This is a genomic window from Permianibacter aggregans, from assembly GCF_009756665.1.
Classification (GTDB): Bacteria; Pseudomonadota; Gammaproteobacteria; order Enterobacterales; family Permianibacteraceae; genus Permianibacter; species Permianibacter aggregans.
Genome location: NZ_CP037953.1, coordinates 1 through 21,755, shown reverse-complemented (window position 1 = coordinate 21,755; position 21,755 = coordinate 1). Strand labels below are relative to the sequence as shown.

Below are 21,755 nucleotides of genomic sequence, written 5' to 3'. Positions count from 1 at the left end.
ATCCTCGTAGAACGGAGGTCGATGTCACTATTTTAGAAAGGAATTTATCCCGCACAGCACGAAAGCTGTTTCACGTCCTTGCTGAATGCTTGCGCTGCGAGCTTCAATCCCTCGACCATCGTGAGATACGGAAACAACTGGTCAGCCAGTTCCTGCACCGTCATTCGGTTGCGGATGGCAAGCACCGCCGTCTGGATCAGCTCGCCCGCCTCCGGTGCCACCGCCTGTACGCCGATGAGTCGTCCGCTTCCTTCTTCAATGACCAGCTTGATAAAGCCGCGTGTGTCGAAGTTGGCGAGCGCACGCGGCACGTTATCCAGGGTCAAGGTGCGGCTGTCGGTCTCGATCCCGTCGTGATGCGCCTCCGCCTCGCTGTAACCCACGATGGCGACCTGCGGGTCGGTAAATACCACCGCTGGCATTGCAGTCAAATTAATGGCAGCGTCTCCGCCGGTCATGTTGATGGCCGCGCGGGTGCCGGCGGTCGCAGCCACATAGACGAATTGCGGCTGGTCGGTGCAGTCACCAGCGGCATATATGTGTGGCGCGCTGGTGCGCATGCCTTTGTCGATGACGATAGCACCCTGCGCATTGACGGCGACACCAGCCGCTTCCAGCGCCAGGCTGCGCGTGTTCGGTGTCCGACCGGTAGCAATCAAGAGCTTGTCGGCGCGTATTTCACCGTGCCCGGTGCTGAGCACGAATTCGCCGTCCGTGTACGCAACCTGGCTGACCTGCGTGTGTTCCAGCACCTCGATGCCCTCCAAGCGGAAAGCGGCTGTCAACGCTTTGCCGATGGACGGGTCTTCGCGGGAGAACAGCGTGCTGCGCGCCAGGATCGTGACCTTACTGCCGAGCCGGGCAAAAGCTTGCGCCAACTCGACCGCCACCACCGACGAGCCAACCACCGCCAAGCGCATAGGGATAGTGTCGCTTACCAGTGCTTCTGTGGAAGTCCAGTAAGGCGTGTCCTTGAGCCCCGGAATCGGCGGGATCGCGGGGCTCGCACCAGTTGCGATCAGGCAGCGGTTGAAGGACACCGTGCGTTCGCCGCCGTCCGCCAGTCGCACAGTGAGGCTGTGGGCATCGTTGAAACGGGCTTCGCCGCGCATCACCGTAATGGCCGATGTATGTTCCAGGATGCCTTCGTACTTGGCATGACGCAGTTCCTCAACGCGGCCTCGCTGCTGGGCGAGCAGCCGCTCGCGCAGGACCGACGGCGGCGCGGGCGGCAGGCCGGTATCGAACGGACTTTCGCGGCGCAAGTGCGCGATGTGGGCCGCGCGGATCATGATCTTGGACGGCACGCAGCCGACGTTGACGCAAGTGCCGCCGATGGTGCCGCGCTCGATAAGCGTCACGCGCGCGCCGCGCTCAACGGCTTTCAGTGCCGCCGCCATCGCCGCGCCGCCGCTGCCGATGACGGCAATGTGCAGGTCGGCGCCAGTGGAGCCGGCCTTGTCGCCATCGCCGCCCCATTCCCGCACGCGGTCGAGCAGTCCGCCCTTGACCGGCGTGCTCGGCGCGTCGGTCATGGCCGCGCGATAACCGAGTCCGGTTACTGCGGCAATCAGGGCTTCGGATGGCGTGCCGGCCTCGATGGCGACCCGGGCACTGCCCTGGACGGAGGACACCTCGGCCGATTGCACGCCGGGCACGTTCTCCAGCGCGGCTTTGACGTGGGCGGCGCAGGACTCGCAGGTCATGCCGCTGATTTTCAATTGTGTCATGTCATCGTTTCTCATCGTTGCTTGACGCTGGACGGATAGCCCGCATCCTCGGTCGCCTTGGTCAGTTTCTGGACATTGGCTTTGGCGTCGTCGAAGGTCACGACCGCTTCCCGCTTCTCGAAGGTCACGTCCACCTGGCTGACGCCCTCAACCTTGGAGAGCGCCTTCTTGACGGTAAACGGGCAGGCGGCGCAGGTCATACCTGGCACGGACAGCGTGACGGTTTGCATGGCGGCCCAGGCGGGCGCGACGGCGGCGGCAAAGGCGATAGCGGAAAGCAACTTTTTCATGGCGAACTCCTGATCAATAGAAGAAAGGCAATACGTAGGGGAAACCGAGCGCGACCACGACCAACACGGCCACGATCCAAAAAATGAGTTTGTAGGTGGTGCGCACTTGTGGAATGGCGCAGACCTCGCCCGGTTTGCACGCGGCAGCCGGGCGGTAGATGCGCCGCCAGGCAAAGAACAGGGCGACCAGCGCCGTACCGATAAAGATCGGCCGATACGGCTCAAGCGCGGTCAGATTGCCGATCCACGCGCCGCTGAATCCCAAGGTGACTAGGACTAGCGGCCCAAGGCAACAGGTCGAGGCGAGGATGGCGGCCAGCCCGCCAGCGGCGAGCGCGCCGCGCGCGTTCTGCGATTCCGACATGTGATTCTCCTTTCTAGGTTTCGATGGATGTTTTAACCTTACTTCCGTAGTTATGTACGGGGTCAAGCGAAATGGAAAACAATCTGGAGAACCTGACCATTGGGGCCTTTGCTAAGGCGGCCGGAGTCAATATCGAGACCATCCGCTTTTACCAGCGCAAGGGCTTGCTGCCCGAGCCGGACAAGCCCTATGGCGGCATTCGCCGATATGGCGTGGCCGATGTGGCGCGAGTGAAGTTTGTGAAGTCGGCTCAGCGACTCGGCTTTAGCCTAAATGAGATCGTAGAGCTGCTGCGGTTAGACGATGGCACTCACTGTGAAGAAGCGCGCAGGTTGGCGGAACACAAGCTCACGGACGTACGCGAGAAGATGGCAGACTTGGCACGTATGGAAGCGGTGCTGTCAGAGCTTGTGTGCGCCTGTCATGCACGAAGCGACAATGTTTCCTGCCCGCTGATTGCCTCACTGCAAAAAAGCTTCACGTAGCCGGTGAACACCGTGGTGTGTCGACATCGACTTAGGTTTGAGATGTCGATCATAACCCTGCGCCCCATGAGCGCCAATCACACTCCCTCAATCACTGTACTCAATGCCCCTCTTGACAGCCTAAATTAATTCCATAAAACTAGAATTATGAAATCAGATACTGCTGTTTCCCTTTTATCGGCACTGGCGCATCCGACTCGGCTGGCGATTTTCCGCCTGCTGGTCACACGTGGTGAAGCCGGATCGCCGGTAGGTGACATTCTTGATGCCTTGGCTGTTCCGCCAGCGACCTTGTCGTTCCATTTGAAGGAACTGAGTCACGCGGGGCTTTTGCATGCTCGTCAGGAAAGCCGCTTCATTTTCTATTCGGCCAATTACGCGTTGATGAATGAATTGATGGGGTTCCTGACCGAGAACTGCTGTGAAGGCGTGAGCTGCGAATTGAGTGCCCCTACTTGTTGCCCTAGCGATGTAAAGGTATGAGCAAATCGATACTTTTTCTGTGCACCGCCAATAGCTGCCGCAGCATCCTCTCCGAAGCGGTGTTTAATCACTATGCAGGTCCAGACTGGCGTGCGTACAGTGCCGGCAGTCAACCCAAGGGCATGGTCAACACGCAGGCCCTGACGACGCTGCAACGCCATCACATCAGCACTGATGGTCTCTACAGCAAGGGGGTCGACGAATTAGCGGCGCTCAAACCGGACATAGTCATCACGGTCTGCGATCAGGCCGCTGGCGAGGCGTGCCCGGTATTTTTCGGGCCGGCGATGAGGAGTCACTGGGGTCTTGCCGACCCTTCTGAACAGCACGGTGATTCGACGGAGCAAGATAAGGCATTCGAGGCGACGATGGCCCGCATCCTCACCCGTACGAAAGCCTTCCTGGCGTTGCCGTTCGACGAGTTGGATACCTCAAGCTTGCGGTCTGAGCTGGACCGCATTGGATCGTTGTGAAGTTGCCCATGTCAGGCTCGCGTCTTGCTTTTCTGGATCGGTACTTGAGTGTATGGATTGTATTGGCCATGGTACTGGGTATCGCCGTGGCGAAAGAATGGCCGGGTTTTTCGCGCTGGTTGGGCGGGTTATCGATTGGTACCACCAATTTGCCGATTGCCATTGGCTTGATAATCATGATGTACCCGCCATTGGCTCGGGCGAACTACGCCGAACTTCCCATCGTGTTTCGTGATCGTCGAGTGTTACTGCTGTCGCTGATCCAGAATTGGCTGCTTGGGCCAGCGCTGATGTTCGTGCTGGCCGTTGGTTTTCTGGCTGACTACCCAGCCTACATGACAGCAGTCATTCTGATTGGGTTGGCACGTTGCATCGCCATGGTGCTGGTGTGGAACCAGCTGGCGGGTGGCCACGATCATTACATCGCCGGATTGGTCGCGTTCAACAGCATTTTCCAGATCGCCTTTTTCAGCGTTTTCGCCTGGCTATTTCTTACCGTTCTACCGCCTTGGTTTGGGATACAGGGGCAGATCATTCCGATCAGTACCTGGGACATCGCCGAATCGGTGGCAATGTATTTGGGGCTCCCTTTAATCGCGGGTTTTCTCAGTCGTCGCTGGTTAACCCGCCGCTATGGACAGGAATGGTATCAACACCGTTTTCTTCCCCGTATCGGGCCGCTGACCTTGATCGCGCTGTTGTTCACCATCGTCGCCATGTTCAGTTTGCAGGGTGCGGCGGTTTGGCAACTACCGTTTGAAGTTTTACGCATCGCTGTGCCGCTGACGCTTTACTTCGTCGTGATGTTCGTCATCAGTTTTGCGATGGGCAAGTGGTTGGGCGTGGACTATCCACGCACCACGTCGATGGCCTTCACGGCCGCCAGCAACAACTTTGAGTTGGCGATCGCCGTTGCCATTGCCACCTTTGGTCTGGCTTCTCCGGTGGCATTCGCTACGGTTGTCGGCCCCCTGGTTGAGGTGCCCGTGTTGATCGCATTGGTCCATGTTGCGCACTGGTTTCGGCGGCGCTGGTTTCATGACACACACCGCAAAAACATTGCTGCGTCCAGCGCAGGATAACCCCTTGGAGTGGAAACTTTTATGAAACGCAAAGTGTTGTTCGTTTGCACCGAAAATGCCGCCCGCTCTCCAATGGCAGAAGCGATTTTACGGCAATTGGTTGGTGATCAGTTCGAGGCGTTCAGCGCCGGACATCAGCCAACACAATTACACCCAGAGGCCCTGCACGCCTTGCGAGAGCTGGACATCGATACGAGCGGGCTAAGCAGTAAATCACTGAGTAGCTTTATCGGTACCCATTTCGATTTTGTTATTACGCTTTGCGACAAGGCGAAGCAGGAATGCGACACCTTGCCCGGTGCCCATGAACGGATTGCCTGGGATTTTGAAGATCCGCGCACCAGTGCAGAGACAATGCCCTATCTGCGCACGGCCAAGGCCCTGCGCGAACGCATCAAACTGTTTGTACTGGTGCAAACGCGAAAGTCTTAGCAGATGAATGGCATTCACATTTTTTGAGGACACAAGATGACCATTAAAATCGGTATCAATGGCATGGGCCGGATGGGGCGCTTAGCGCTTCGCGCCGGGATGGACCATGACGAGTTGGCGTTTGTTCGTTGCAATGATCCTGCTGGCGATGCGGCCACCTTTGCGCACCTGTTGAATTTTGATTCGGTGCATGGCCGCTGGCATCATCAGGCGCAGGCCGTAGCCGATACCTTGCACATCGGTAAGCATAGGCTCGCCTTCTCGCGCCATAAGACACTGCAAGAAACCGATTGGTCGGATTGCGATGTGGTGATCGAAGCCAGTGGCAAGTTCAAGTCCACGGCCGCCTTGCAGCCTTACCTCGAACAAGGTGTAAAACGGGTGGTGGTCACGGCGCCGGTGAAAGAACCCGGCGTCCTGAACGTGGTCATGGGCGTCAATCATGACCGCTTCAATGCCGCCGAGCATCGCATTGTTACGGCCGCCTCCTGTACTACCAATTGCCTGGCGCCTGTGGTCAAAGTGGTGCATGAACACTTAGGCATTCGACATGGTTCAATGACCACCATTCACTGCCTGACCAACACCCAAACGATCATCGATGCCGCCCATAAAGATTGGCGCCGTGCACGTGCTTGCGGTGATTCGCTGATCCCGACCACGACCGGCTCTGCAACCGCGATTACCGAAATTTTTCCGGAATTGAAAGGCCGTTTGAATGGTCACGCCGTGCGCGTGCCCTTGACCGTTGCGTCATTGACCGATTGCGTGTTTGAGGTGAGTCGACCAACTACCGTCGACGAAGTCAACGCATTATTAAAAGCGGCCGCCGAAAGCGAACTGGCTGGCGTTCTTGGCTATGAAGAACGGCCGCTGGTGTCCATCGATTATCGTACCGATCCACGCTCAAGCATCATTGATGCGCCATCGACCATGGTCGTCAACGGCACGCAAGTCAAGATCTACGCCTGGTATGACAATGAGTGGGGTTACGTCAATCGGACCATTGAGCTTGTCCGCCTGGTTGGCGCGCCACGTTGAACCCCTCCGTCATGAACGCGCTACGCACCTTGCCGCCGGCTTGGCGGCAATATCTGGTAGTTACTGGCAACTACTGGCTGTTCACGCTCACCGATGGCGCCTTGCGGATGCTGGTGGTATTGCACTTTCACCAGCTCGGTTATGGTCCACTGGCCATTGCCATGTTGTTCTTGTTTTATGAGCTTTTTGGCGTATTGACCAATTTGTTTGGTGGTTGGCTCGGTGCTCGTGTGGGATTGAATCGGACCATGCAGGCCGGGTTGCTGATGCAAGTGTTGGCACTGATCATGTTGACCGCGCCGAGTGAGTGGTTGTCGGTACCGCTGGTGATGGCAGCGCAGGGCTTATCCGGGATTGCCAAAGATCTCAATAAAATGAGCGCCAAAAGCAGCATCAAACTGCTGGTACCGACTGAGCAACAAAGTCGACTCTACCGCTGGGTTGCCGCACTGACTGGTTCCAAGAACGCCCTCAAGGGCGTTGGATTTTTTGTTGGCGCAGCTTTGCTGGCCGTGCTGGGTTTTCGGGGCGCTGTCTTGACGATGGCGCTGGTGTTGTTCTGCACGTGGTTACTGAGCCGCTGGTGGTTGACCGCCGAGCTCGGTAAAGCCAAATACAAGCCAAAGTTTCGCGATGTCTGGTCCAAGAGTCGGGCGATCAACATCCTTTCGGCCGCGCGTTTGTTCCTGTTTGGTGCTCGCGACGTATGGTTCGTCGTCGCCTTGCCGGTTTATCTGAGCACCAGCCTCAACTGGAGTTTTTGGCAGGTTGGCGGTTTCCTGGCGTTGTGGATCATCGGTTATGGCATCGTGCAAGCACTGGCGCCAATGATCACCCGGCAAACGCACGACCAAGCCCCGTCGGCGCGCGTACCATTCAACTGGGCGTTGGCCTTAGCCATCGTCCCGGCCGGTATGGCATTGGTATTGCCCCTGGTTGACGTGCCTGCTTATGTGGTGATCGGTGGATTGCTGATATTCGGCGTGTTGTTTGCTATCAATTCCTCGTTGCACAGTTACTTGATTGTCAGCTTTGCCAAAGAGGACGGCGTGTCACTGGATGTCGGCTTCTATTACATGTCTAATGCTTGCGGGCGGTTGCTGGGAACGGTGTTGAGCGGGTGGTTATTCCAAGCGTTTGGTTTGATGCACTGCCTATGGGTTTCGGCAATGTTGCTACTGTCGGCCGCCGTCATCTCGTTGGCATTACCCTCACATCACGCGGCTTCGGCCCAGCCAACCGTCTCGTTGCCGGATTAACGTTGATGCCAACGCTCTCAACCGATCGCGAACCATCACGCAGCGTTCAGCTCGCTGAGTGGTTCAATCAGGGCTGTGCTTGCGTCAGCTTGAACCCCGAAGCATTGACCACAACGCTGGAACGGCAACTGGGTCCCGCACTCGCCAAAACGCTGGCACGCGACATGCCGGGCTTATTTTCACCGGTGGCGCTATTTTTACCAGCGGAAGAATTCCGCGCCATGCAGCAACTGATTGACACCGTGGAATCGGTCGTGCAACTGCCGGCGTATCAACAACAAGCCTTGCAAGCGGCGCCGATGATCGCCCGGCATACACCGGCGGCGCAGGCGGTGTTCATGGGGTATGACTTTCATCGTAACGGCTTGCAACCGAAGCTAATTGAAATCAATACCAACGCAGGGGGAGCCTATCTGAACGCCGCTTTGCAAAGCGCACAGCAAGCCTGTTGCGCGGACATGGCGGCATTGTTGCGAATACCGGTGACAGGTGATTTCGGGGCGAATGTGCTCGCGATGTTTCGGGAGGAGTGGTCGCGTGAGCGCGGTGATGCGCCGCTGCAACGGATCGCGATTGTCGATCAGCAACCAGCACAGCAGTTTTTGTATCCGGAGTTTGAGTTAGCGCGACAGTTGTTTGTTCGCGAAGGTATTGAGGCCATCATTACAGCGCCCGAACACCTGCGTTTTCACAGCAACCGGCTTTGGCATGCAGATCAGCCCATCGATCTAGTCTACAATCGATTGACGGATTTTTTTCTCGAAGATGCCGCGCATGAGGCCTTACGCGAAGCTTATATAGAGCGCGCCGTGGTGTTGACACCACACCCCCATGCTTATGCATTGTTCGCCAACAAACACAATTTGGTCTACCTGAGCGATCCCGCGTGTTGGCGTGCATGGCAGCTTTCTGAGCAACAGCAGAGCGTACTCGCAAAACACATTCCCAAAACCATCGCCGTGAACCCAAATCATGCCGAGCCGCTCTGGCAGGAACGACGACAATGGTTTTTTAAACCTGCTCAAGGCTTTGGTAGCAAGGCCAGTTACCGTGGGGATAAATTGACCCGCTCGACCTTTGCCGGCATCGTAGCGGGTGATTACGTCGCCCAGCACATCGCCCCGCCGACTGAGCGCATCGTCAATCAACATGAACACGCCATCAGCATGAAAACCGATGTCCGCATTTATCGTTACGCGGGGCGAACGCTGCTGGTCGCCGCCCGGCTGTATCAGGGCCAAACCACCAATATGCGGACGCCTGGCGGTGGCTTTGCGGCAGTCTATTTGACTTGAACCGCCGCTTGATGGAACGAATGCATTTACTGGCATCACGATGATCGAAAAACTCTACCTTACCGGTCTATTTGCCGTGACGGCACTCGCGGAAATCGTGGGGTGTTATTTGCCATGGCTCGTCGTAAAACAAGGGAAAAGCCCCTGGTTGTTGCTACCGGCCGCGGTATCACTCGCTTTGTTTGCCGGGCTGTTGACACTGCATCCGAGTGCTGCCGGACGCACTTACGCGGCGTATGGTGGCATGTATATTTCCATTGCGTTGGCGTGGCTGTATTGGATAGAAGGTGTTGCGCTTACTCGTTGGGATGTGGCCGGCGCCATCGTTGCGTTGCTCGGCATGAGCATTATCGCCTTTCAACCCGTGACGGACGTTGGATGAACATACATCAAACGGCATGGGCATTGAGCCAAACTGAATAAGGATCTGCGTTGCTCAGAGAAACCGCCTATCCGCAGCTTCCTGCGCAGCCGACTCAGCGTGAGCTGGACACGGTTTTTACCCCAACGGCAGACGAACTGTCGCGTGCGCGCGCCGCTTTTCGGCGCAGCCTTGCTCGCGCCTGCGTCTTGGTGCAATGGAAGCTCTTGCAACGCTTGGGCTACGTTGTGCCACTGACCAGCGTCCCCACCATCATCATTCAACATATTTGCCGTCAAGCAAAGCTGAACGCTCCGCGCCGCGCGCAATTGCAAGCCTATGACGCTTCAGGGGAGCGATCACGTCATTTGCACTGGTTACGTGCTGAGCTCAATCTTCGCAGTCTTGATCCGCATGCGAGTGCCTGGTTGAAAGAGCGGGCCATTTCAGCCGCGACCAGCAAGCAGGAATTGCCTGACATCATCAATGTGATGCTGGAAGAACTGGTTCGTCATCGCTATGAACTTCCAGGATTCACGGTGCTGCAGCGCTTGGCCCGACATGCCAGGAATCAGGTGAATGCCGAGATTTTTCAGCGGGTCAATCAAGCGTTATCGAGCGAGTGCGCGGATCGGTTGGAGCAGTTGTTGCAGGCGCGTGCGAAAAAGAGCAACTGGGAAAGACTAAAGCGCGAACCGAAGCGTCCGACGGTGCGCGAGTTGGCCAGCTACCTAGAACATTTGCATTGGTTACGTGGGCAAGCGTTCGACTTACCGGATACCCGGTTTATCGCCGCGACCAAACGCGTACAACTGAACCGCGAAGCGCAAGCCTTAAACGTGGCCGAAATGCGTAGCCTTGCTATCGATAAGCGCCGCACGCTGCTGGTCTTGCTGGTGCAATCGCAACTCGGTAAAGCCATGGATGATATCGTAGAGATGTTCGTCAAGAGCATGAGCAGTTTGCACCATGTCGCCAGCGAAAACTTGAAAAGCTATCACTTACATCAAGTAAAACAAACCGAACGTTTAATCGGCCAGTTCCGGGATGTACTGTCAGCGCTACAGCAAGACGAAGATGACCAAATTCGGGTAAAGGCGATTGAGCAGGCGTTGCTGGAATCCCCGGACCAACTGATTGCTCAATGCGAAGAGCACATGGCCTTTGCCAATAATAATTATTTTCCCTTTATGCTCCGACCGTATCGGGCCAAACGCCGGTTACTGCTCGAATGCCTCTCGATCATGCAGTTAAGATCGAGCTCTCAAGATCGTTCCTTGACGCTCGCCGTGGAGTGGGTGCTTGGACACCGCCATAGTAGACAAGAGTATCTGGAACTTCGGCCTCCCGTTTCCATGCCATTGCAATGGGTACCGGAAAGGTGGCGGGGACTTATCAATGCCTCGAACGATAGCTCAAGTGGTGTGCAAACTTTGCATCGCAAGTACTTCGAGCTGTGCGTGCTCACCCACGTAATGCAAGAGCTGAAATCGGGGGATTTGTACCTGGAAAACAGCGAGCAATACCACGATTTTCGTGAAGACTTCATTTCATTGCAGGAACTTGACACTGAGTTGCCCTTGTACAGCGAGCTAGTCCACCTTCCGGCCAACGCCAGGCAATTCACGGAACGACTCAAAGCCGAGCTGCTGGCCACGGCAACCCAGAGTGATGAACACTTTCCAGACAATGCTCACGTGCGGTTCAGTGAATCGGGATTGGTGCTCAGTCGTCCAGAACGTCAAGAGCCACCCCAAGCCGTGGCGCAACTCGATCCGCTGCTTACCGATTCATTGGGACACGCCAACATCCTGGATGTCCTTGCCGAAACCGAACGATGGCTCGATCTACACAAATGCTTCGGTCCTTTATCCGGTTTCGAAGCCAAAATAGACGATCCGCGCAAGCGCTTCATCACCACATTGTTTTGCTATGGCTGCAACCTGGGCCCAAGCCAAACCGCCCGATCGGTGAAAGGGCTGAGCCGCAAACAAGTGGCGTGGCTAAACTTGAAATATGTAACCGAAGAGCGATTGGATAAAGCCATCGTTAAGGTGGTGAACGCATTCAACCGCTTCACGTTACCGAAGTTCTGGGGAAGCGGTCAGCATGTTTCGGCTGATGGCACCAAGTGGTCAGTGTACGAGCAGAATCTTTTATCGGAATACCACATTCGTTACGGTGGCTATGGAGGCATTGGCTATTATCATGTCTCCGATCGGTATATCGCCTTGTTTAGCCATTTTATTCCGTGTGGCGTGCACGAGGCGGTGTACATCCTTGATGGATTGTTGCGCAATGAATCCGAGATCCAGCCGGATACCGTCCATGGCGACACTCAAGCCCAAAGTGCTCCAGTATTCGGATTGTCGTATCTCCTCGGCATTAAACTGATGCCAGAATTCGGAACATCAAAGATCTGGTGTTTTTTCGGCCGGACAAAGCGACACGTTATCAACACATCGATAGTTTGTTCCGAGACAGTATTGATTGGGAGTTGATTGAACGTCACTACCTCGATTTGATGCGTGTAGCGATCTCGATAAAATCCGGGAGAATCACCCCGTCGACCTTGCTGCGCCGTTTGGGAACGGCGAGCCGAAAAAATCGCCTGTACTATGCGTTTCGGGAGCTGGGGCGGGTGGTCAGGACCAAATTTTTATTGCAATACATCATGGACATTGAACTTCGTCGTACCATTCATGCGGCCACCAACAAAAGCGAGCAATTCAATGACTTTGCCAAATGGCTGTTCTTTGGTGGTCAGGGCATCATTGCAGAAAATATTCGGCACGAGCAGCGAAAAGTCATCAAGTACAACCACTTGGTTGCCAACATGATCATCCTGAATAACGTCCATCGCATGACAACATCGTTAAAGCACCTACGACAAAGCGGTTTTGAAATTAACGAGAAGGTCTTGGCTGCTCTGGCCCCATACCGCACCACACATATCAATCGATTCGGTGACTACACACTCGACTTGGAGCGAGCAGTGGAACCCCCAAGTTTTGGCTTGAGTATTCTTTAGATAATTCAGTAGGTTAGCCGAGTTTTTGGCGAAAATTTCCGGAATCCCGGCCAACCCTCTTGAAGGAGTCGACATCGAGCAGCGCAAGAGCGAGTGGGGCAGCGTTACGTGTGGTACGGGAAAACTCTTCTTCCAGCCGGAGATCAAACGCCCACCGATTCTTCAGGCCGGTGAGGCCATCCGTTGAACTCTGAAGCTCGATTTGCTCAAACCGTTTTTCCATTTCCCGTTGATACGCTTCCATTTTAGAACGGTATCGATCGCGCTCAGTGGCCGATTCGCGTTTTCGCGATAATCCTCTCGTCACCGGCGAACCAGGAATTCGCTTTTATGCCGGTGTGCCACTGGTGACGCCAACTGGCGAAGCACTCGGCACACTTTGTGTTTTTGATCAGGTGCCAAGGCAGCTTGAGTCGGCGCAACTGGATGTGCTGACGGCGTTGGCGCGTCAGGTCATGACGCAAATGGAGCTCCGGCGCAGCCTGTTGATACTCGAACAGAAGATCACTGCATCGGGAACGATCATGAGCTACCGATTCAACACTTCGACGTAGTAGTTCGATAACCGTCGGAACAACGCCTGGCAGCGCTGAAGGTCAATCAACGGGCGGTCGAGCACGCATCTCAATAGAAGGTTAGAACGGTCAATAGGCTTTGCAAGCGGCCGGCGTTTCACGCATTTTATTTAACATAATATACATTATGCGCTATTACAGGAAGATGAAGAAGGCCGCTCGACGGCGGCCTGGCTACGTACTACGGCTTAGGTTTCTTCATCCAATCCAACAGATGAAGGCCGACTTTTACCAGCAAAATTGCTAGTTCTAGTGCTTTTATGGTGGTCATCGTTTGTTTGCCTTAGTTGACAGTTGTCAACAAAAGTTGTTGAAGCCGGCAACCAATTCGATGTACGGTAGCGTTCGTTAGTAAAGACAACTAGCAGACATCATTGTTGGTTGCCAAGGGTTGGTCCTCCTTGATGGACTCAAAAACGGGATGTTCCACCATCCCGTTTTTTTATTCCTTCTGGAACCACGATTTTCAGTGGATCGAACCGAATGCTAACAATGAAACAAGGAGGAAGCAAAAAACTGTTTCCCCCAAAAAAAAATCCCAGTTGTGGGATTTCAGATGAGAGAAGTGTTCGCTGTCGAGGCCTCTAGCCGTCAGCAGGCCAATCGCCAAACCTTGCGCGCCGCCTCAGCTAGTGAGTCGCGAAACTTCGGGTGGGCTACTGCAATCAACGCTGCAGCACGTTCGCGCAGCGATCTGGAGGGTTGGCCGGGATTCCGGAAATTTTCGCCAAAAACTCGGCTAACCTACTGAATTATCTAAAGAATACTCAAGCCAAAACTTGGGGGTTCCACTGCTCGCTCCAAGTCGAGTGTGTAGTCACCGAATCGATTGATATGTGTGGTGCGGTATGGGGCCAGAGCAGCCAAGACCTTCTCGTTAATTTCAAAACCGCTTTGTCGTAGGTGCTTTAACGATGTTGTCATGCGATGGACGTTATTCAGGATGATCATGTTGGCAACCAAGTGGTTGTACTTGATGACTTTTCGCTGCTCGTGCCGAATATTTCTGCAATGATGCCCTGACCACCAAAGAACAGCCATTTGGCAAAGTCATTGAATTGCTCGCTTTTGTTGGTGGCCGCATGAATGGTACGACGAAGTTCAATGTCCATGATGTATTGCAATAAAAATTTGGTCCTGACCACCCGCCCCAGCTCCCGAAACGCATAGTACAGGCGATTTTTTCGGCTCGCCGTTCCCAAACGGCGCAGCAAGGTCGACGGGGTGATTCTCCCGGATTTTATCGAGATCGCTACACGCATCAAATCGAGGTAGTGACGTTCAATCAACTCCCAATCAATACTGTCTCGGAACAAACTATCGATGTGTTGATAACGTGTCGCTTTGTCCGGCCGAAAAAACACCAGATCTTTGATGTTCCGAATTCTGGGCATCAGTTTAATGCCGAGGAGATACGACAATCCGAATACTGGAGCACTTTGGGCTTGAGTGTCGCCATGGACGGTATCCGGCTGGATCTCGGATTCATTGCGCAACAATCCATCAAGGATGTACACCGCCTCGTGCACGCCACACGGAATAAAATGGCTAAACAAGGCGATATACCGATCGGAGACATGATAATAGCCAATGCCTCCATAGCCACCGTAACGAATGTGGTATTCCGATAAAAGATTCTGCTCGTACACTGACCACTTGGTGCCATCAGCCGAAACATGCTGACCGCTTCCCCAGAACTTCGGTAACGTGAAGCGGTTGAATGCGTTCACCACCTTAACGATGGCTTTATCCAATCGCTCTTCGGTTACATATTTCAAGTTTAGCCACGCCACTTGTTTGCGGCTCAGCCCTTTCACCGATCGGGCGGTTTGGCTTGGGCCCAGGTTGCAGCCATAGCAAAACAATGTGGTGATGAAGCGCTTGCGCGGATCGTCTATTTTGGCTTCGAAACCGGATAAAGGACCGAAGCATTTGTGTAGATCGAGCCATCGTTCGGTTTCGGCAAGGACATCCAGGATGTTGGCGTGTCCCAATGAATCGGTAAGCAGCGGATCGAGTTGCGCCACGGCTTGGGGTGGCTCTTGACGTTCTGGACGACTGAGCACCAATCCCGATTCACTGAACCGCACGTGAGCATTGTCTGGAAAGTGTTCATCACTCTGGGTTGCCGTGGCCAGCAGCTCGGCTTTGAGTCGTTCCGTGAATTGCCTGGCGTTGGCCGGAAGGTGGACTAGCTCGCTGTACAAGGGCAACTCAGTGTCAAGTTCCTGCAATGAAATGAAGTCTTCACGAAAATCGTGGTATTGCTCGCTGTTTTCCAGGTACAAATCCCCCGATTTCAGCTCTTGCATTACGTGGGTGAGCACGCACAGCTCGAAGTACTTGCGATGCAAAGTTTGCACACCACTTGAGCTATCGTTCGAGGCATTGATAAGTCCCCGCCACCTTTCCGGTACCCATTGCAATGGCATGGAAACGGGAGGCCGAAGTTCCAGATACTCTTGTCTACTATGGCGGTGTCCAAGCACCCACTCCACGGCGAGCGTCAAGGAACGATCTTGAGAGCTCGATCTTAACTGCATGATCGAGAGGCATTCGAGCAGTAACCGGCGTTTGGCCCGATACGGTCGGAGCATAAAGGGAAAATAATTATTATTGGCAAAGGCCATGTGCTCTTCGCATTGAGCAATCAGTTGGTCCGGGGATTCCAGCAACGCCTGCTCAATCGCCTTTACCCGAATTTGGTCATCTTCGTCTTGCTGTAGCGCTGACAGTACATCCCGGAACTGGCCGATTAAACGTTCGGTTTGTTTTACTTGATGTAAGTGATAGCTTTTCAAGTTTTCGCTGGCGACATGGTGCAAACTGCTCATGCTCTTGACGAACATCTCTACGATATCATCCATGGCTTTACCGAGTTGCGATTGCACCAGCAAGACCAGCAGCGTGCGGCGCTTATCGATAGCAAGGCTACGCATTTCGGCCACGTTTAAGGCTTGCGCTTCGCGGTTCAGTTGTACGCGTTTGGTCGCGGCGATAAACCGGGTATCCGGTAAGTCGAACGCTTGCCACGTAACCAATGCAAATGTTCTAGGTAGCTGGCCAACTCGCGCACCGTCGGACGCTTCGGTTCGCGCTTTAGTCTTTCCCAGTTGCTCTTTTTCGCACGCGCCTGCAACAACTGCTCCAACCGATCCGCGCACTCGCTCGATAACGCTTGATTGACCCGCTGAAAAATCTCGGCATTCACCTGATTCCTGGCATGTCGGGCCAAGCGCTGCAGCACCGTGAATCCTGGAAGTTCATAGCGATGACGAACCAGTTCTTCCAGCATCACATTGATGATGTCAGGCAATTCCTGCTTGCTGGTCGCGGCTGAAATGGCCCGCTCTTTCAACCAGGCACTCGCATGCGGATCAAGACTGCGAAGATTGAGCTCAGCACGTAACCAGTGCAAATGACGTGATCGCTCCCCTGAAGCGTCATAGGCTTGCAATTGCGCGCGGCGCGGAGCGTTCAGCTTTGCTTGACGGCAAATATGTTGAATGATGATGGTGGGGACGCTGGTCAGTGGCACAACGTAGCCCAAGCGTTGCAAGAGCTTCCATTGCACCAAGACGCAGGCGCGAGCAAGGCTGCGCCGAAAAGCGGCGCGCGCACGCGACAGTTCGTCTGCCGTTGGGGTAAAAACCGTGTCCAGCTCACGCTGAGTCGGCTGCGCAGGAAGCTGCGGATAGGCGGTTTCTCTGAGCAACGCAGATCCTTATTCAGTTTGGCTCAATGCCCATGCCGTTTGATGTATGTTCATCCAACGTCCGTCACGGGTTGAAAGGCGATAATGCTCATGCCGAGCAACGCAACGATGGCGCCGGCCACATCCCAACGAGTAAGCGCAACACCTTCTATCCAATACAGCCACGCCAACGCAATGGAAATATACATGCCACCATACGCCGCGTAAGTGCGTCCGGCAGCACTCGGATGCAGTGTCAACAGCCCGGCAAACAAAGCGAGTGATACCGCGGCCGGTAGCAACAACCAGGGGCTTTTCCCTTGTTTTACGACGAGCCATGGCAAATAACACCCCACGATTTCCGCGAGTGCCGTCACGGCAAATAGACCGGTAAGGTAGAGTTTTTCGATCATCGTGATGCCAGTAAATGCATTCGTTCCATCAAGCGGCGGTTCAAGTCAAATAGACTGCCGCAAAGCCACCGCCAGGCGTCCGCATATTGGTGGTTTGGCCCTGATACAGCCGGGCGGCGACCAGCAGCGTTCGCCCCGCGTAACGATAAATGCGGACATCGGTTTTCATGCTGATGGCGTGTTCATGTTGATTGACGATGCGCTCAGTCGGCGGGGCGATGTGCTGGGCGACGTAATCACCCGCTACGATGCCGGCAAAGGTCGAGCGGGTCAATTTATCCCCACGGTAACTGGCCTTGCTACCAAAGCCTTGAGCAGGTTTAAAAAACCATTGTCGTCGTTCCTGCCAGAGCGGCTCGGCATGATTTGGGTTCACGGCGATGGTTTTGGGAATGTGTTTTGCGAGTACGCTCTGCTGTTGCTCAGAAAGCTGCCATGCACGCCAACACGCGGGATCGCTCAGGTAGACCAAATTGTGTTTGTTGGCGAACAATGCATAAGCATGGGGGTGTGGTGTCAACACCACGGCGCGCTCTATATAAGCTTCGCGTAAGGCCTCATGCGCGGCATCTTCGAGAAAAAAATCCGTCAATCGATTGTAGACTAGATCGATGGGCTGATCTGCATGCCAAAGCCGGTTGCTGTGAAAACGCAGGTGTTCGGGCGCTGTAATGATGGCCTCAATACCTTCGCGAACAAACAACTGTCGCGCTAACTCAAACTCCGGATACAAAAACTGCTGTGCTGGTTGCTGATCGACAATCGCGATCCGTTGCAGCGGCGCATCACCGCGCTCACGCGACCACTCCTCCCGAAACATCGCGAGCACATTCGCCCCGAAATCACCTGTCACCGGTATTCGCAACAATGCCGCCATGTCCGCGCAACAGGCTTGCTGTGCGCTTTGCAAAGCGGCGTTCAGATAGGCTCCCCCTGCGTTGGTATTGATTTCAATTAGCTTCGGTTGCAAGCCGTTACGATGAAAGTCATACCCCATGAACACCGCCTGCGCCGCCGGTGTATGCCGGGCGATCATCGGCGCCGCTTGCAAGGCTTGTTGTTGATACGCCGGCAGTTGCACGACCGATTCCACGGTGTCAATCAGTTGCTGCATGGCGCGGAATTCTTCCGCTGGTAAAAATAGCGCCACCGGTGAAAATAAGCCCGGCATGTCGCGTGCCAGCGTTTTGGCGAGTGCGGGACCCAGTTGCCGTTCCAGCGTTGTGGTCAATGCTTCGGGGTTCAAGCTGACGCAAGCACAGCCCTGATTGAACCACTCAGCGAGCTGAACGCTGCGTGATGGTTCGCGATCGGTTGAGAGCGTTGGCATCAACGTTAATCCGGCAACGAGACGGTTGGCTGGGCCGAAGCCGCGTGATGTGAGGGTAATGCCAACGAGATGACGGCGGCCGACAGTAGCAACATTGCCGAAACCCATAGGCAGTGCATCAAACCAAACGCTTGGAATAACCACCCGCTCAACACCGTTCCCAGCAACCGCCCGCAAGCATTAGACATGTAATAGAAGCCGACATCCAGTGACACGCCGTCCTCTTTGGCAAAGCTGACAATCAAGTAACTGTGCAACGAGGAATTGATAGCAAACAACACGCCGAATATCAGCAATCCACCGATCACCACATAAGCAGGCACGTCAACCAGGGGCAATACCAATGCCATACCGGCCGGGACGATGGCTAAGGCCAACGCCCAGTTGAATGGTACGCGCGCCGACGGGGCTTGGTCGTGCGTTTGCCGGGTGATCATTGGCGCCAGTGCTTGCACGATGCCATAACCGATGATCCACAACGCCAGGAAACCGCCAACCTGCCAAAAACTCCAGTTGAGGCTGGTGCTCAGATAAACCGGCAAGGCGACGACGAACCATACGTCGCGAGCACCAAACAGGAACAAACGCGCGGCCGAAAGGATGTTGATCGCCCGACTCTTGGACCAGACATCGCGAAACTTTGGCTTGTATTTGGCTTTACCGAGCTCGGCGGTCAACCACCAGCGGCTCAGTAACCACGTGCAGAACAACACCAGCGCCATCGTCAAGACAGCGCCCCGAAAACCCAGCACGGCCAGCAAAGCTGCGCCAACAAAAAATCCAACGCCCTTGAGGGCGTTCTTGGAACCAGTCAGTGCGGCAACCCAGCGGTAGAGTCGACTTTGTTGCTCAGTCGGTACCAGCAGTTTGATGCTGCTTTTGGCGCTCATTTTATTGAGATCTTTGGCAATCCCGGATAAGCCCTGCGCTGCCATCACCAGCGGTACCGACAACCACTCACTCGGCGCGGTCAACATGATCAGTGCCAACACTTGCATCAGCAACCCGGCCTGCATGGTCCGATTCAATCCCACACGAGCACCGAGCCAACCACCAAACAAATTGGTCAATACGCCAAAAAGCTCATAAAACAAGAACAACATGGCAATGGCCAGTGGACCATAACCGAGCTGGTGAAAGTGCAATACCACCAGCATCCGCAAGGCGCCATCGGTGAGCGTGAACAGCCAGTAGTTGCCAGTAACTACCAGATATTGCCGCCAAGCCGGCGGCAAGGTGCGTAGCGCGTTCATGACGGAGGGGTTCAACGTGGCGCGCCAACCAGGCGGACAAGCTCAATGGTCCGATTGACGTAACCCCACTCATTGTCATACCAGGCGTAGATCTTGACTTGCGTGCCGTTGACGACCATGGTCGATGGCGCATCAATGATGCTTGAGCGTGGATCGGTACGATAATCGATGGACACCAGCGGCCGTTCTTCATAGCCAAGAACGCCAGCCAGTTCGCTTTCGGCGGCCGCTTTTAATAATGCGTTGACTTCGTCGACGGTAGTTGGTCGACTCACCTCAAACACGCAATCGGTCAATGACGCAACGGTCAAGGGCACGCGCACGGCGTGACCATTCAAACGGCCTTTCAATTCCGGAAAAATTTCGGTAATCGCGGTTGCAGAGCCGGTCGTGGTCGGGATCAGCGAATCACCGCAAGCACGTGCACGGCGCCAATCTTTATGGGCGGCATCGATGATCGTTTGGGTGTTGGTCAGGCAGTGAATGGTGGTCATTGAACCATGTCGAATGCCTAAGTGTTCATGCACCACTTTGACCACAGGCGCCAGGCAATTGGTAGTACAGGAGGCGGCCGTAACAATGCGATGCTCGGCGGCATTGAAGCGGTCATGATTGACGCCCATGACCACGTTCAGGACGCCGGGTTCTTTCACCGGCGCCGTGACCACCACCCGTTTTACACCTTGTTCGAGGTAAGGCTGCAAGGCGGCCGTGGACTTGAACTTGCCACTGGCTTCGATCACCACATCGCAATCCGACCAATCGGTTTCTTGCAGTGTCTTATGGCGCGAGAAGGCGAGCCTATGCTTACCGATGTGCAAGGTATCGGCTACGGCCTGCGCCTGATGATGCCAGCGGCCATGCACCGAATCAAAATTCAACAGGTGCGCAAAGGTGGCCGCATCGCCAGCAGGATCATTGCAACGAACAAACGCCAACTCGTCATGGTCCATCCCGGCGCGAAGCGCTAAGCGCCCCATCCGGCCCATGCCATTGATACCGATTTTAATGGTCATCTTGTGTCCTCAAAAAATGTGAATGCCATTCATCTGCTAAGACTTTCGCGTTTGCACCAGTACAAACAGTTTGATGCGTTCGCGCAGGGCCTTGGCCGTGCGCAGATAGGGCATTGTCTCTGCACTGGTGCGCGGATCTTCAAAATCCCAGGCAATCCGTTCATGGGCACCGGGCAAGGTGTCGCATTCCTGCTTCGCCTTGTCGCAAAGCGTAATAACAAAATCGAAATGGGTACCGATAAAGCTACTCAGTGATTTACTGCTTAGCCCGCTCGTATCGATGTCCAGCTCTCGCAAGGCGTGCAGGGCCTCTGGGTGTAATTGTGTTGGCTGATGTCCGGCGCTGAACGCCTCGAACTGATCACCAACCAATTGCCGTAAAATCGCTTCTGCCATTGGAGAGCGGGCGGCATTTTCGGTGCAAACGAACAACACTTTGCGTTTCATAAAAGTTTCCACTCCAAGGGGTTATCCTGCGCTGGACGCAGCAATGTTTTTGCGGTGTGTGTCATGAAACCAGCGCCGCCGAAACCAGTGCGCAACATGGACCAATGCGATCAACACGGGCACCTCAACCAGGGGGCCGACAACCGTAGCGAATGCCACCGGAGAAGCCAGACCAAAGGTGGCAATGGCAACGGCGATCGCCAACTCAAAGTTGTTGCTGGCGGCCGTGAAGGCCATCGACGTGGTGCGTGGATAGTCCACGCCCAACCACTTGCCCATCGCAAAACTGATGACGAACATCACGACGAAGTAAAGCGTCAGCGGCACAGCGATGCGTAAAACTTCAAACGGTAGTTGCCAAACCGCCGCACCCTGCAAACTGAACATGGCGACGATGGTGAACAACAGCGCGATCAAGGTCAGCGGCCCGATACGGGGAAGAAAACGGTGTTGATACCATTCCTGTCCATAGCGGCGGGTTAACCAGCGACGACTGAGAAAACCCGCGATTAAAGGGAGCCCCAAATACATTGCCACCGATTCGGCGATGTCCCAGGTACTGATCGGAATGATCTGCCCCTGTATCCCAAACCAAGGCGGTAGAACGGTAAGAAATAGCCAGGCGAAAACGCTGAAAAAGGCGATCTGGAAAATGCTGTTGAACGCGACCAATCCGGCGATGTAATGATCGTGGCCACCCG

At 54.9% G+C, this 21,755-nt stretch carries 20 protein-coding genes and 3 pseudogenes; 11 read left to right on the top strand and 12 right to left on the bottom strand.

Translation table 11 applies throughout. The annotated features are described in order from the left end of the window. Positions 1–44: 44 nt before the first annotated feature. From merA to merT, 3 genes are read right to left on the bottom strand one after another with little or no spacing between them, the layout of a single operon-like run. Positions 45–1,730 carry a mercury(II) reductase gene (gene merA / locus E2H98_RS00115; RefSeq protein WP_133593011.1) on the bottom strand — a complete coding sequence of 562 codons (1,686 nt, stop codon included), beginning with the start codon at positions 1,728–1,730 and terminating at the stop codon, positions 45–47. Between the two features lie 11 nt (positions 1,731–1,741). Beyond that, the gene (merP, locus tag E2H98_RS00110) at positions 1,742–2,020 is read right to left on the bottom strand and encodes a mercury resistance system periplasmic binding protein MerP (RefSeq protein ID WP_133593013.1); all 279 of its coding nucleotides are present in this window, start codon (positions 2,018–2,020) and stop codon (positions 1,742–1,744) included. A 13-nt stretch (positions 2,021–2,033) separates the two neighbouring features. Beyond that, complete coding sequence (merT, locus tag E2H98_RS00105; RefSeq protein WP_133593015.1) at positions 2,034–2,384, bottom strand: mercuric ion transporter MerT; 351 nt, start codon at positions 2,382–2,384, stop codon at positions 2,034–2,036. Between the two features lie 71 nt (positions 2,385–2,455). On the opposite strand from merT, the gene merR reads away from it, so the two are divergent. From merR to E2H98_RS00055, 10 genes and pseudogenes are all read left to right on the top strand, one after another. Next, the gene (gene merR / locus E2H98_RS00100; RefSeq protein ID WP_133593016.1) at positions 2,456–2,869 is read left to right on the top strand and encodes an Hg(II)-responsive transcriptional regulator; all 414 of its coding nucleotides are present in this window, start codon (positions 2,456–2,458) and stop codon (positions 2,867–2,869) included. A gap of 147 nt (positions 2,870–3,016) precedes the next feature. Next, on the top strand, positions 3,017–3,352 hold the full coding sequence (locus E2H98_RS00095; protein WP_133593018.1) for an ArsR/SmtB family transcription factor: 336 nt from the start codon (positions 3,017–3,019) through the stop codon (positions 3,350–3,352). Next, the gene (locus E2H98_RS00090; RefSeq protein ID WP_133593020.1) at positions 3,349–3,825 is read left to right on the top strand and encodes an arsenate reductase ArsC; all 477 of its coding nucleotides are present in this window, start codon (positions 3,349–3,351) and stop codon (positions 3,823–3,825) included. Before E2H98_RS00095 ends, E2H98_RS00090 begins: the two co-directional genes overlap by 4 nt. 8 nt (positions 3,826–3,833) lie before the next feature. Next, complete coding sequence (gene arsB / locus E2H98_RS00085; protein ID WP_133593022.1) at positions 3,834–4,907, top strand: ACR3 family arsenite efflux transporter; 1,074 nt, start codon at positions 3,834–3,836, stop codon at positions 4,905–4,907. A gap of 21 nt (positions 4,908–4,928) precedes the next feature. Beyond that, complete coding sequence (locus tag E2H98_RS00080; protein ID WP_133593025.1) at positions 4,929–5,339, top strand: arsenate reductase ArsC; 411 nt, start codon at positions 4,929–4,931, stop codon at positions 5,337–5,339. 36 nt (positions 5,340–5,375) lie between these two features. Further along, a complete protein-coding gene (locus E2H98_RS00075; protein ID WP_133593027.1) occupies positions 5,376–6,380 on the top strand; it encodes an ArsJ-associated glyceraldehyde-3-phosphate dehydrogenase in 1,005 nt (334 codons plus the stop codon). An 11-nt stretch (positions 6,381–6,391) separates the two neighbouring features. After that, on the top strand, positions 6,392–7,639 hold the full coding sequence (gene arsJ / locus E2H98_RS00070) for an organoarsenical effux MFS transporter ArsJ (protein WP_133593029.1): 1,248 nt from the start codon (positions 6,392–6,394) through the stop codon (positions 7,637–7,639). 5 nt (positions 7,640–7,644) lie between these two features. Then, positions 7,645–8,934, top strand: coding sequence for a hypothetical protein (locus tag E2H98_RS00065; RefSeq protein WP_133593031.1), 1,290 nt, complete (start codon positions 7,645–7,647; stop codon positions 8,932–8,934). Between the two features lie 40 nt (positions 8,935–8,974). Further along, positions 8,975–9,316, top strand: coding sequence for a YnfA family protein (locus E2H98_RS00060; protein ID WP_198325188.1), 342 nt, complete (start codon positions 8,975–8,977; stop codon positions 9,314–9,316). Positions 9,317–9,366: 50 nt separating this feature from the next. Then, positions 9,367–12,326, top strand: a pseudogene (locus E2H98_RS00055) (Tn3 family transposase). A 13-nt stretch (positions 12,327–12,339) separates the two neighbouring features. Here E2H98_RS00055 and E2H98_RS00050 read toward each other — a convergent pair. Then, positions 12,340–12,570: a GGDEF domain-containing protein gene (locus E2H98_RS00050; protein ID WP_157591187.1), complete on the bottom strand. Its 231-nt coding sequence runs from the start codon at positions 12,568–12,570 to the stop codon at positions 12,340–12,342. A gap of 25 nt (positions 12,571–12,595) precedes the next feature. On the opposite strand from E2H98_RS00050, the gene E2H98_RS19440 reads away from it, so the two are divergent. Further along, entirely contained in the window at positions 12,596–12,880 is a 285-nt protein-coding gene (locus E2H98_RS19440) for a GAF domain-containing protein (protein WP_269769306.1), read from the top strand. A gap of 612 nt (positions 12,881–13,492) precedes the next feature. Here the strand turns inward: E2H98_RS19440 and E2H98_RS19510 are convergent. The 8 genes and pseudogenes from E2H98_RS19510 to E2H98_RS00005 form a co-directional block, all read right to left on the bottom strand. Then, a complete protein-coding gene (locus E2H98_RS19510; RefSeq protein ID WP_157591473.1) occupies positions 13,493–13,591 on the bottom strand; it encodes an acetyl-CoA hydrolase/transferase C-terminal domain-containing protein in 99 nt (32 codons plus the stop codon). Positions 13,592–13,657: 66 nt separating this feature from the next. After that, positions 13,658–16,616 (bottom strand): annotated as a pseudogene (locus E2H98_RS00035) (Tn3 family transposase). A 50-nt stretch (positions 16,617–16,666) separates the two neighbouring features. Continuing rightward, positions 16,667–17,008, bottom strand: coding sequence for a YnfA family protein (locus tag E2H98_RS00030; RefSeq protein WP_198325188.1), 342 nt, complete (start codon positions 17,006–17,008; stop codon positions 16,667–16,669). A gap of 40 nt (positions 17,009–17,048) precedes the next feature. Then, positions 17,049–18,338 (bottom strand): hypothetical protein, encoded by a 1,290-nt coding sequence (locus E2H98_RS00025; RefSeq protein ID WP_133593031.1) that lies wholly within the window; start codon positions 18,336–18,338, stop codon positions 17,049–17,051. Between the two features lie 5 nt (positions 18,339–18,343). Beyond that, positions 18,344–19,591 carry an organoarsenical effux MFS transporter ArsJ gene (gene arsJ / locus E2H98_RS00020; RefSeq protein ID WP_133593029.1) on the bottom strand — a complete coding sequence of 416 codons (1,248 nt, stop codon included), beginning with the start codon at positions 19,589–19,591 and terminating at the stop codon, positions 18,344–18,346. Between the two features lie 11 nt (positions 19,592–19,602). Further along, complete coding sequence (locus E2H98_RS00015) at positions 19,603–20,607, bottom strand: ArsJ-associated glyceraldehyde-3-phosphate dehydrogenase (RefSeq protein WP_133593027.1); 1,005 nt, start codon at positions 20,605–20,607, stop codon at positions 19,603–19,605. A 36-nt stretch (positions 20,608–20,643) separates the two neighbouring features. After that, positions 20,644–21,054, bottom strand: a complete 411-nt coding sequence (locus E2H98_RS00010) for an arsenate reductase ArsC (RefSeq protein WP_133593025.1) — start codon at positions 21,052–21,054, stop codon at positions 20,644–20,646. Between the two features lie 21 nt (positions 21,055–21,075). Then, a pseudogene (locus tag E2H98_RS00005) lies at positions 21,076–21,753 on the bottom strand (arsenic resistance protein); the annotation flags it as partial. Positions 21,754–21,755: the final 2 nt, after the last annotated feature.

Bases quoted from the DNA above. Each gene is read 5' to 3' on its own strand.
- merA (WP_133593011.1), bottom strand. From the start codon at position 1,730: ATGACACAATTGAAAATCAGCGGCATGACCTGCGAGTCCTGCGCCGCC.
- merP (WP_133593013.1), bottom strand. From the start codon at position 2,020: ATGAAAAAGTTGCTTTCCGCTATCGCCTTTGCCGCCGCCGTCGCGCCC.
- merT (WP_133593015.1), bottom strand. From the start codon at position 2,384: ATGTCGGAATCGCAGAACGCGCGCGGCGCGCTCGCCGCTGGCGGGCTG.
- merR (WP_133593016.1), top strand. From the start codon at position 2,456: ATGGAAAACAATCTGGAGAACCTGACCATTGGGGCCTTTGCTAAGGCG.
- E2H98_RS00095 (WP_133593018.1), top strand. From the start codon at position 3,017: ATGAAATCAGATACTGCTGTTTCCCTTTTATCGGCACTGGCGCATCCG.
- E2H98_RS00090 (WP_133593020.1), top strand. From the start codon at position 3,349: ATGAGCAAATCGATACTTTTTCTGTGCACCGCCAATAGCTGCCGCAGC.
- arsB (WP_133593022.1), top strand. From the start codon at position 3,834: ATGTCAGGCTCGCGTCTTGCTTTTCTGGATCGGTACTTGAGTGTATGG.
- E2H98_RS00080 (WP_133593025.1), top strand. From the start codon at position 4,929: ATGAAACGCAAAGTGTTGTTCGTTTGCACCGAAAATGCCGCCCGCTCT.
- E2H98_RS00075 (WP_133593027.1), top strand. From the start codon at position 5,376: ATGACCATTAAAATCGGTATCAATGGCATGGGCCGGATGGGGCGCTTA.
- arsJ (WP_133593029.1), top strand. From the start codon at position 6,392: ATGAACGCGCTACGCACCTTGCCGCCGGCTTGGCGGCAATATCTGGTA.
- E2H98_RS00065 (WP_133593031.1), top strand. From the start codon at position 7,645: ATGCCAACGCTCTCAACCGATCGCGAACCATCACGCAGCGTTCAGCTC.
- E2H98_RS00060 (WP_198325188.1), top strand. From the start codon at position 8,975: ATGATCGAAAAACTCTACCTTACCGGTCTATTTGCCGTGACGGCACTC.
- E2H98_RS00050 (WP_157591187.1), bottom strand. From the start codon at position 12,570: ATGGAAGCGTATCAACGGGAAATGGAAAAACGGTTTGAGCAAATCGAG.
- E2H98_RS00030 (WP_198325188.1), bottom strand. From the start codon at position 17,008: ATGATCGAAAAACTCTACCTTACCGGTCTATTTGCCGTGACGGCACTC.
- E2H98_RS00025 (WP_133593031.1), bottom strand. From the start codon at position 18,338: ATGCCAACGCTCTCAACCGATCGCGAACCATCACGCAGCGTTCAGCTC.
- arsJ (WP_133593029.1), bottom strand. From the start codon at position 19,591: ATGAACGCGCTACGCACCTTGCCGCCGGCTTGGCGGCAATATCTGGTA.
- E2H98_RS00015 (WP_133593027.1), bottom strand. From the start codon at position 20,607: ATGACCATTAAAATCGGTATCAATGGCATGGGCCGGATGGGGCGCTTA.
- E2H98_RS00010 (WP_133593025.1), bottom strand. From the start codon at position 21,054: ATGAAACGCAAAGTGTTGTTCGTTTGCACCGAAAATGCCGCCCGCTCT.